Source organism: Streptococcus parapneumoniae, from assembly GCF_037076355.1.
GTDB classification, from domain to species: Bacteria; Bacillota; Bacilli; order Lactobacillales; family Streptococcaceae; genus Streptococcus; species Streptococcus parapneumoniae.
In genome coordinates, this window is record NZ_AP026968.1 from 274881 (window position 1) to 286917 (window position 12037).

The following is a 12037-nucleotide window of genomic DNA, read 5'->3' on the forward strand; positions in this document are numbered from 1 at the left end:
GTAGGAACTCGAGTCTACTGATTTTTATTTTTGTAAAAAAGTTCAAAAAGGCTTTATATTTTTGCTTAAATGGTGTATAATATTTCACATACTGTAAAAAATGGAGAATAATCATGAAGAAATCAAAAGTTATGCTTTTTGGAGCTGTAGCTTTTACAGCAGGTCTAGCTCTAGCGGCATGTGGGTCTTCCCAATCTAGTAATGCTGAGAAAACCTACTCTTATGTATTTACTAGTAATCCTGATACCTTGGACTACATTACGTCAACACGTGGTTCTACTTCAAGTATTACGACCAACCTGATTGATGGCTTGTTAGAAAATGATCAGCATGGTAATCTCATTCCATCTATGGCTGAGTCATGGACGGTGTCAAAAGATGGCTTGACCTACACTTATAAAATCCGTCAGGGGGCGAAATGGTACACTTCAGAGGGCGAAGAGTATGCGGATGTAACGGCTCATGACTTTGTGACAGGTCTCAAGTATGCAGCTGATAAAAAGGCTGAAAACTTGTACTTGGTTCAAGACTCTATCAAGGGTCTCGCAGACTACGTTGAGGGGGAAACATCTGACTTTGAAACTGTTGGTGTTAAGGCAGTGGATGACTATACTCTTCAATATACTTTGAATAAGCCGGAATCTTACTGGAATTCTAAGACTACTGGGGGTATTTTGAGTCCTGTAAATGAAGCTTTTTTGAAATCTAAAGGAGATGACTTTGGAAGTGTAACACCATCCAGTATCTTGTCAAATGGTCCTTACTTGTTTAAATCTTTCTCATCAAAATCTTTGATTGAATTTGATAAAAATCCTAATTACTGGGACAAGGATAATGTGAAAATTGAGAAAGTGAAGCTCTCTTTCTTTGACGGTTCTGATCAAGATAGTTTAGCGAGAGGATTTTTGGAAGGGAACTACTCGGACGGTCGTATCTTCCCGACAAGTTCAGTGTTTAATCAGCTGAAAAAAGGGAATGAGGACAAAATCACCTACACACCACAAAACTCAATTACCTTCTATTACCTTTTTAACGTTAATCGTCAAAGCTACAAGCAGACCATGAAACAGTCTGATAAGGAAAAGACAGATTCACTTGCAGCCATGCGAAATAAGGATTTCCGTCAGGCTATCAACTTTGCCTTTGACCGTCATGCTTATGCAGCGCAGACAAATGGTGAAGATGGAGCAGACCGTATCTTGCGTAACACGCTTATCCCAAGTGATTTTGTCCAAATCGGTGGTAAAAACTTTGGAGATGTTGTCAATGAAAAGATTATTAACTATGGTACAGAGTGGTCGAATATCAATTTAAATGATGCGCAACCTGCCTTTTTGAATGCTGAAAAAGCCAAGGCAGCATTTGCTAAAGCTAAAGAAACCTTGCAAGCAGAAGGCGTGACCTTCCCAATTCATTTGGATATGCCGGTTGACCAGACGGCCAAGTTAGATGTGCAACAAGCAAGTTCCTTTAAGCAGACAGTGGAAGAAACCCTTGGGTCGGACAATGTTGTGATTGACGTGATCCAACTTTCTCCAGACGAGAAGGATCAAGCTACATTCTTTGCAGATACAGCTGAACAAAAGGACTATGACATTGATATTTCAGGTTGGAGTGGAGATTACTCAGATCCTAAAACTTATCTTGATCTCTTGGATCCAGAATCAGGTTCTCAGCTTAATAATATTGGGTTAACTGCTGGAAAAGATAATGAGGTAAAAGAAAAAATTGGACTTTCTGCTTACAAGAAGTTACTAGATGAAGCAGATAGCGAAGTTGAAAATACTCAGGCTCGTTATGAAAAATTTGCTGAAGTACAAGCTTGGTTGACTGACAGTGCCCTCTTCCTACCAGTTCAAAGTGGCGGAGCCAACCCAATCTTCCGTAAGACTGTACCGTTCACAGGAGCCTTCTCGTTCGTTGGTCATAAGGGAGATGCTGATAACTACAAATATGTTGAACTGCAAAAAGAGCCGGTAACTGCGAAACAGTACCAGGAACTCTATGATAAATGGCTAAAAGAAAAAGCCGAGTCAAATAAAAAAGCTCAGGAAGATTTAGCTAATCATATTCAATAACATTGCTAGTCATGCTTTTTAGTTAATACTCTTCGAAAATCTCTTCAAACCACGTCAGCGTCGCCTTGCCGTAGGTATGTTACTGACTTCGTCAGTTTCATCTACGACCTCAAAGCAGTGCTTTGAGCAGCCTGCGGCTAGCTTCCTAGTTTGCTCTTTGATTTTCATTGAGTATAAGCATAGTGACTGGTTTCAGAAAAAGGCCTTACCAGACGCTTTTGGTTCTGGTAGGGCCTTTTCTTTATTTTGTGATGAAGTAAGTGGAGTGGATAGGGATATAGATACCTAGAATGACTTGTTTTATGTTTTTGAATGGGAATCGATTAAAATTTATAAATCTGTATAAGGGATTAGTGACAAAACGATAGCAAATAAGGTAAATTTCTATATATTTTAATTAAAGTAAAAATTAGGCTAAAAGTGGACGGGGGGGGGATTTTATGCTATAATGTACGTATATTCTTATCACCTAAAGTAGATATATTATAATAAAGTTTTATTGTAGTGCATCAGCTTTTTGAATAAGAAGCAATAAAAATAAAAAATGGAGATCAAAGAATGAAGTATAAGAGAACGCAGAAACGCTCCAAGCAAATGTGGCAGCGTGTGGAAAAATTTTCGATTAGAAAGTTTAGCTTTGGAGCAGCATCGTGTTTGATTGGGGCTATTACTGTACTTGGCTCATCATATCAAATAGCTAAAGCGGACGGGATAACATCCTACGAAGCTAATGGTAATAAAGTGACCGCTTATGCTCATGGAGAAAGTGTGTATAAACTTAGAGGTACTTCAACAAGTATTTATAATGCTTTTCGTATGAACGTTGATACTTCCAAGTATACAAAAGAAAATCCAGTAGTTACTGTTACATTAACGTATAATGCTAAAGATAACTCGCATGAAGAAGCTCCGATATTTTGGAGTGGTCGACCATTTCATTGGTTCACTGTGCCAGAAGGAACAGAAGAATTAGGAAATGACTATGGACTTACACTAACAAACGGTAGTGGAGTTACTAATGAGTATACAAATTGGAGTAGTTGGGAAAGTAATTCACGTTTTATTCATAGTAAATATAAAGGTAATCCAGATGCATGGGAAAGATTTAATGAAACTACTGGAGAATGGCTGAGAAAAACACCTTTTGCAAGTTTAAATAGTGAATTTAATAAGTTTTTAGGGGATTATAACAATCGTTGGTATGACAATAGTAATATGCCTACTCAAGATATCATGCATGACCTTCGTGCTAAGAGCCGAAGTATTTACGCTGATTGGGAAAAAAGAGCAGCTGGAACTGTAACGGTTACTTATACTACCAAGGTGAAAGATCCTGTAAACACTAAAGAGTTAACGATTGGTATGGGGGTCTATCAAGAATTAAATAGGCAACAATATGCTCGTGTTGGAACTGTTAAGCTTCCGGTATTGTATAAATTAAATGAAGTTTTTGAACCGAAGGTACCAGAACGTACAGGAGTAGTAGATAAAACAAAACTTACAGATGCTGAAGTAAATGATATTAAAGAAAAAATTTGGACAGTCAATGGCAATAATGAAAGTGAGCTTTTATCTACAAATAAATCGTTTAAAGATAATTTAAAAAACGGTAAAGATTCAATTACTATTGACAAAGCTACTGGTAATGCAACGATTACTTATAAGGATGACAGTACGGATACGATTGAAGGCTCTAAGTTGACTTATGAAAAACCAAAAGCATCAAAAAATGATACGGCTTCAACTGATTTAAAAACAGATGGAAGCTACAATGTTAAATACCACATTAAACCTGTAACAGTGGAAAATTATGATAAAATTAGTGAAGACGATAAAAGCAGAGCCTTGGACAACTTTTTAAGTGCCAATTTAACGGAAGCTGGGCAGAATTACTACAATAGTAATAAGGAAGTACGTAGGGGGGATCTTAAATCTGGGGTTAGTTTTAACTTGGATAGGTATGCTGGTAGACTTGAGTTCAATGAAAAAGGTGAATTAAAGATTATACGAAAAGTACGTGAACGCGTTTTAGCTATTGTACCTAAAGAACACTTGTATAAGAAAAAACAAGAACCTGCATTTGATGTTAACGCTGCACGTACTGAAGCTAAAAAGGTAATAGGTTCGTTGGATAATTTATATCCAAGCGAAAAAGCTGATTTTGTAACTAAAATAGATAAAGCAACAAACCGTGAAGGTATTGAAAAAGTACTAAATAATGCCCAATCAAAAGCTAATGAAAATGCTGTAGCATTAGCTAAAATGAAAAAGGCTGCTAATGATAAAATCAATGCGCTAGGTTATCTAACACCAGCTGAAAAAGATGCTGCAATTAACAAGATTAATTCTGCAACGATTAAACAAAATGATGCGGCTGTTGATAAAGCAGTCGGGACTAATAATCTAGATACTGACGCTAATCGTGACGCGACAAGAGCTCGTTTAAATAAAATTGTAGCTGAACTTGAGAAGAAAAATATTGAAAAAGCTAAAGAAGAAGCGATTAATAATATCAAGAACATTTCAGATGAGAACTTGCCAAAAGCTGAAAAAGATAAGTATATAGAGGACATAAAGAAAGCCGATAACGAGGAAACTATCTTAAATCTTGTAAAAGAAGCACAAAAAAAGCGTCAGATGCAGAAGCTGCTCGTAGAAAAGCAGAAGCCGATAAAGTTCGTCAGCAATATAAGGATATGATTGCTAATATTCCAGGTTTAACTGATGACGAGAAAAAACAATACGATGATGCAATCGATAAAGCAACTAGTACCGATGAAATGGCTGCTATCGTTGACTTTGCTAAATTATCAGGTGAGCGTAAAAAAGCTGTAGCTGAATTAGAAAAACTACAATACTTAAATAATAATCAAAAACAATCATTTAAAGATCGAGTAGAAAACAGCGCTAATAAAGAAGATATAGAAAATTATGTTTCACAAGCTAGACAATTAAATAGTAAAATGAAACGACTTCATGATTTAGCTGAAAAAGCAAAAACAATTAAACCAACGGTTAAATATACATCGGCTGCAACAGAGAAACAAACAGCCTTTGATAATGCGTTAGAAAAAGCAGAAAGTGTGCTAAATAAAGAAAATGGTGCTGATGAAACTATTACAACTGTGGGTAATTTATTTACTGCATTAGAGACAGCAATTAATAATTTACAACCTAATGGTGAAAAAGTAAAAGTTAATGCCGATAAATCAGCCTTACAAGCAGAGTATGATAAAAAGGATTCGGTTAAAAACTCACCAGCGTACACTAAAGAAAAAGATGAAGCGAAAAAACAAGCTTATGATAATGCATTAATAAAAGCTAAAAAAATATTAGATAATACTGATGCTACACAAGATGTAGTAGATAAAGCGTTAGAAGATTTAGAATCAGCTCGTTCATCACTAACTGGTAAGGCGGATGAATTTGAATTAACGAAGAAAGATGACAAACCAGTACCTATTTCTGTTGATCCAGTTATAGGAGCGACTAATTTATCTTCAGAAGATAAAAAGTTAGTTCAAGATAAGATAAACGGAATACCGACTGGAGCAATAGTAATCTATAAACCAATAGTAGCAAAAGCTGATAAAAAATATGTACCAGTAAAAGTTACACACGAAAATATTTCAAAAGAAATAGAAATAGAAATTGTTCAATCTGAAGCAGCGAAATCGCCATTAACAGAACCAGAAAAAGTAAAAGTAAATGATGTGAACAATCTATCTGAGGAAGAAAAAACAGCAGTAGAGAATGCGATTAAAGAAGCAAATCCAAGCTTAAAAACAAATCCTAATATAAAAGTAACTGTAGATGAAAAAGGAAAAGTAACGGTAACATATCCAGATACATCACATAACGAACTTACACCAGATAAGACTGTAGTAGAGAAAACAAAAGAGGAAAAAGTATTAGATGCTGCCAAAGAAAAAGCGAAATCAGACTTAATAGCTGCAGCTAACAAAGAAAAAGCAGAGATTGATGCAGACAAAAACTTAACAGATCAACAAAAAGCTGATAAGAAAACAGAAGTTGACAACGCTAAGAAAGCTGCAGAAGCAAATATCGATAAAGCGACAACACCAGAAGATGTAACAAAAGCAACAGAAGAAGGCAAGAAAGCAATCGATGCAGTGCACCAAACAGAGTTAGACAAAGCTAAAGAACAAGCAAAATCAGACTTAACGGCTGCAGCTAATAAAGAAAAAGAAGAGATTGATGCAGATACTAAGCTAAGCAAAGATGAAAAAGACAAAGCCAAAGCTAAAGTTGATGAAGTTAAGAAAGCAGCGGAAGACAAAATCGATAAAGCTGGAACAACTGACGAAGTAACAAAAGCAATAGAAGACGGTAAGAAAGCAATCGATGCAGTTCACAAAACAGATGCGGATAAATCAACTCCAACAATCACATCAGGAGAAGTACCAGTAAGCGTAGACCCATCTAAAGATAAAAAAGTAGCAGAAACAGACAAAAAAGCAATTACAGACGCAGTAGAAGTACCGAAAGACCAACCACAACCGACAGACAAACAAGTTAAAAATGACGGAGCAATCGTGGATGGAACAGGAGCGAATGCAGGTAAGAAAGTAGTTGTAGTAGAAGTTACATATCCAGATGGATCAAAAGATGAAATCGAAGTACCTGTGAGAAAAGAAAAAGACGCAGACAAAGCAACTCCGAAAGTGAAAGATGAAATTGCATCAGGAGAAGTGCCAGTAAGCGTAGACCCATCTAAAGATAAAAAAGTAGCAGAAGCAGACAAAAAAGCAATTACAGACGCAGTAGAAGTACCGAAAGGACAACCACAACCGACAGACAAACAAGTTAAAGATGACGGAGCAATCGTGGATGGAACAGGAGTGAATGCAGGTAAGAAAGTAGTTGTAGTAGAAGTTACATATCCAGATGGATCAAAAGACGAAATCGAAGTACCGGTGAGAAAAGCGACTGATAAGGAAAAAGCAAAAGCTGACTTAACAGACGCAGCTAACGCAGAAAAAGCCGAAATTGATGAAGACAATGCATTATCTAAAAAAGAAAAAGAAGCATTGAAGAAACAAGTTGATGAACTGAAAGCAAAACACGAAGAAAACATCAATAATGCAACTTCACCAGAAGCTATAGCGTCAGAAACAGAAAAAGGTAGACAAGAAATTGCTGCTGTTCATACTCCACAAGATATTACAGAAACAGCTAAGAGAAAGTTAACTCCACCAAAAGAAAAGGTTAAAGTTACAGATAGCAATCATTTAACAGATGAAGAGAAAGAAGCTGTTAAAAAAGCGATTGTGGCGACTAACCCTTCATTAGAAGAATCTGAAGTCTATGTGAGTGATAAGGGAGATGTAGCTTCTCCTAAAGGTTACTTGGAAGCAGAAAAAGTTGTTGTTCAAGCATTAAACAAACCAGCGACACCAGTCGTAGTAGCTGATCCAAATCATTTAACAAATGAAGAAAAGGAAAAAGTGAAAGATGCTGTAGCTAATGCAAATCCTGGTCTAAGCAAAGATGATATTACAGTCGATGATAAAGGTAATGTAACAACTAAAAATGGCGATAAATTACTTGCAAAAGATGTAGTAACTCCAGCCTTGAAGAAACCAACAACACCAGTTGTAGTTGGAAATCCTAATGCTTTAACAGAAAAAGAAAAAGAGGACATTAAGGATGCTGTCGCAGCTGCAAATCCAGGCTTAAACAAAGGTGATGTAACGGTAAATCCTGATGGCAGTGTCACAACTCCAAAAGGAAATCTACCAAAAGAAGATGTTGTAACGACAGTCTTAAATAAACCAAATAAACTTGTTGAAGTAGAAAATCCAAACAGCTTAACAGTTAAAGAAAAAGAAGCGGTTAAGAAAGCTGTTGTAGAGGCAAATCCAGGTTTAACTGAAGATAAAGTCAAAGTCGATGATCAAGGCAATGTGACAACACCACAAGGCAACTTACCGGCAAAAGATGTTGTAACTTCTAGCTTGAAGAAACCAACAACCCCAGTTGAAGTTGTCAACCCATCTAAACTGACAGACCCAGAAAAAGCTAAAGTTGTAGAAGAAATTATTAAAAACAACCCTGATTTAGCGGATAAAAAAGATAAAATTAACGTTGATGATCAAGGCAATGTTGAAACGCCAAAAGGCAACTTACCAGCAGAGGATGTAGTGACACCAGCCTTGAAGAAACCGACAAATCTTGTCCCTGTTAAAGATATCAATAACTTATCAGATGCAGAAAAAGACGCTGTTAAGGATGCTGTTGTAGCTGCAAATCCAGGCTTAAACAAGGACGATGTCAAGGTTGATGATCAAGGCAATGTTGAAACGCCAAGAGGTAATTTACTAGCAGGAGAAGTTGTAACTCCAGCCTTGAAGAAACCTGTGACACCTGTAGAAGTTAAAGATCCTAAAAACTTAACAGATGCAGAAAAAGACGCTGTTAAGGATGCTGTTGTAGCTGCAAATCCAGGCTTAAACAAGGATGATGTCAAGGTTGATGGTCAAGGCAATGTTGAAACACCACAAGGTAATTTACCAGCAAAAGATGTAGTAACACCAGCTTTGAAGAAACCTGTCACACCTGTAGGAGTTAAAGATTCGAATAACTTAACAGACAAAGAAAAAGAAGATGTTAAGAAAGCTATTGTTGAAGCAAATCCAGGCTTAAACAAGGACGATGTCAAGGTTGATGATCAAGGAAATGTTGAGACTCCAAACGGAAATCTACCAAAAGAAGATGTAGTAGTACAAACTGCTAAAGGGCAATCTACAAGTATCTTCAAACCAGAGTTAGACCTACAAACTGCTTTAGTATCCGGAAAAGCAACTGTTGAAAAAGGCAAAGACTTAACAGACGAAGAAATCCTAAAACAATTAGCACTTGCAGAAGGCTTAATACCGAAAGTTATCTCTAAACCATCTACAACAGAAACAGGCACTAAAGAAGCAGAGGTGGAAGTAACCCTAGCTGATGGTACTAAAGTAACTGTAAAAGTACCGGTTGAAGTAGTTGATTCCTTAGGCACAGCTGATAAAGATAATGATCTTGCAAAAGCGAAAGAAGATGCTAAAAAACAAGTAGAAGAAGCTGCTAAAGATAAAATCACTGAAATCAAGAAGGATCCAAGCTTAACTGAAGAGCAAAAACAAAAAGCTGAAGAAGCAATCAATAAAGCTAAAGATGAAGCTAACAAAGCTATTGACGAAGCATCATCAGCAGGAACAGCTAAACAAATTGCAGATCAAGCAAAAGAAAATATTGAAAAATATGATCCAAAAGCTGATACAGAAGTTAAGAAACCAGATGTAACAAACCTTGATGAAGAAAAAGCGAAAGCAAAAGCTGAAATACTGGAAGAAGCTCAAAAACGCATTGACGAAATCAAGAGCAATAAAGATTTATCAGACGAAGCGAAACAAAAAGCTATCGAAGAAATCAATAAGGCCAAAGATAAAGCGATTGAAGACATCAACAAAGGTCAATCTAAAGATGAAATCAACGCGGCGAAAGAAGCTGGTATTCATAAGATAAATGAAGTTCAACCAGATGGCTCTATTGCATCTAAATTCGAGCCGAAAGTTCCTGAAAATAAAGTGGAAGTGGGAAATCCAGCAAAACTTTCAGATGAAGAAAGAGAACAAGTTCGTCAAAACATCGAAGGTGCGAACACATTCCCAGATGGAACAACAGTAGAAGTTCAACCAGATGGAACAGCTGTAATCACATATAAAGATGGTTCAAGCGATACGATTTCTAAAGATAAATTAGTAGCGCCAGCTAACAAAGAGACAGGAACAATCGCGTCAAGAACCGAGCCAGTTATCCCAGGAAAAACACAAGTAGGAAACACTACTAAGTTAACACCAGAAGAACAAGCTGCGGTTAAAAAAGCGGTTGAGGAAGCGAACAACTTCCCAGTAGGAACTACGGTAGAAGTAAGACCTGATGGAACAGTAGTCATCACCTATCCAGATAAATCTGTAGATACAATAACAGGGGATAAACTTGTTGAAAAAGGAAGTAAACAAGGAACTCCAAAAGTTCAGACAGATGCAGAGAAGAACCCAGCGCAAGTTCCAGGAAACTTTGTACCTGTTGAAAATACTCACAACTTGACACAGATGGAGCAAGATACTGTAGCAGCTAAGGTTAAAGAAGCAAATCCAGTGGCGACAGATGTTAAGGTATCTAAAGATGGAACAGCAACGCTAACATATGGAGATGGTTCAGTAAACACAATTCCAGGAACCAGTCTAGTAGTAGCCAAAGATACTGACAATGAAGTTGCAACACAAGCTGCGCAAAACCCAGCTGTGGTGCCAGCAACTACAGAAGTTGGAAATGCTCATAGCTTAACACCTGAGGAACAAGCTGCAGTAACAGCTAAAGTACAAGCAGTCAACCCAGCGGCGACAGATGTTAAGGTATCTAAAGACGGAACAGCGACATTGACATACTCAGATGGTTCAGTCAATACAATTCCAGGAACCAGTCTAGTAGTTCAAAAAGAGGAAACTTCAACACAAGAGCAACCAACAATCGCAGAGAAGACAAAAGTAATCATTCCAGCTAACCCTACAAAAGTAGCAGAAGCTACAAGATTAACAGATGCAGAAAAAGAAGCTGTTAAAAAAGCTGTAGTAGATGCAAATGGATTCGGAAGCGATGTTAAAGTTGAAGTAGCTGGAGATGGCACAGCGACAATCGTCTTTAAAGATGGTTCAGCTATTACAATTCCAGGAAATCAATTGGTAGCACAAGATCCAAAAGCACAAGATAGCACTAAACCGACTGCTGAAAAATCAACTGTTAAAGCGCCTGCTCAAAGAGTAGATGTAAAAGATATAACTCATTTAACAGATGAAGAAAAAGAAAAAGTTAAGGTTGCTATTTTACAAGCAAATGGTTCAACATTAGACGGAGCGACAATCAATGTAGCTGGAGATGGTACAGCAACAATCACATTCCCAGATGGTTCAGTAGTGACGATTCTAGGGAAAGATACAGTTCAACAATCTGCCAAAGGTGAATCTGTAACTCAAGAAGCTACACCAGAGTATAAGCCAGAAACTACACCAGGTGGAGATAATGGAGGCAATACTGGAAGCTCAGATGCTAATGCGAATGCAGGCGGTGGTAGCCAGGCAGGCGGACAAGCTCACACAGGTTCACAAAAATCAGCTCAATCACAAGCTTCTAAGCAATTGGCTACTGAAAAAGAATCAGCTAAAAAGGTCATTGAAAAAGCTGCCAAGGACAAGCAGGATGAAATCAAAGGCGCACCGCTTTCTGATAAAGAAAAAGCAGAACTTTTAGCAAGAGTGGAAGCAGAAAAACAAGCATCTCTCAAAGAGATTGAAAATGCGAAAACTGTGGAAGATGTGAAGGAAGCAGAAACGATTGGAGTGCAAGCCATTGCCATGGTTACAGTTCCTAAGAGACCAGTGGCTCCTAATGCTGCTCCTCAGGCAACAAGTGCACCGCAAGCAACTGCAGGAACAATGCAAGATGTTACCTACCAGTCACCTGCTGGCAAACAACTACCTAACACAGGTTCAGCATCAAGTGCAGCACTTGCTAGTCTTGGTCTAGTGGCGGCAACCAGTGGTTTTGCTTTGCTAGGAAGAAAGGCTAGACGTAGAAAATAGGACAGCTAGAAAATTCTATTCTCTACTTAAAGTTAGGTTATAAGGGGGATTTGGAGAAATCATCAATCCTAGGGATGGGTGAGAGAAGTGAGAACCCAAGATAATCACACACTTTATACTCAATGAAAATCAAAGAGCAAACTAGGAAACTAGCCGTAGGCTGTACTTGAGTACGGCAAGGCGACGTTGACACGGTTTGAATTTGATTTTCGAAGAGTATTAGATGAATAGGGATGTTCTATCAATCTAGCCAATCTCTTCTGTCTCTAACTGTGAGACAGGAGATGGGCAATATCGAGCCAGAAAAGATAG

General features: G+C 37.6%; 3 protein-coding genes. All 3 read left to right on the forward strand.

Annotation, left to right across the window (positions count from 1 at the left end):
- Positions 1–113: 113 nt before the first annotated feature.
- The 3 genes from SP4011_RS01580 (at position 114) to SP4011_RS01590 (ending at position 11725) form a co-directional block, all read left to right on the forward strand.
- Positions 114–2078, forward strand: a complete 1965-nt coding sequence (locus SP4011_RS01580; RefSeq protein WP_338619559.1) for a peptide ABC transporter substrate-binding protein — start codon at positions 114–116, stop codon at positions 2076–2078.
- 558 nt (positions 2079–2636) lie between these two features.
- Entirely contained in the window at positions 2637–4778 is a 2142-nt protein-coding gene (locus SP4011_RS01585; RefSeq protein ID WP_338619560.1) for a YSIRK-type signal peptide-containing protein, read from the forward strand.
- Positions 4775–11725, forward strand: coding sequence for a cell wall surface anchor protein (locus SP4011_RS01590; RefSeq protein WP_367670414.1), 6951 nt, complete (start codon positions 4775–4777; stop codon positions 11723–11725). The genes SP4011_RS01585 and SP4011_RS01590 overlap by 4 nt, the downstream gene beginning before the upstream one ends.
- The last annotated feature ends 312 nt before the right edge of the window (positions 11726–12037 follow it).

Coding starts and splice junctions, on each gene's coding strand:
- SP4011_RS01580 (WP_338619559.1), top strand. CDS start 114: ATGAAGAAATCAAAAGTTATGCTTTTTGGAGCTGTAGCTTTTACAGCA.
- SP4011_RS01590 (WP_367670414.1), top strand. CDS start 4,775: ATGATTGCTAATATTCCAGGTTTAACTGATGACGAGAAAAAACAATAC.
- SP4011_RS01585 (WP_338619560.1), top strand. CDS start 2,637: ATGAAGTATAAGAGAACGCAGAAACGCTCCAAGCAAATGTGGCAGCGT.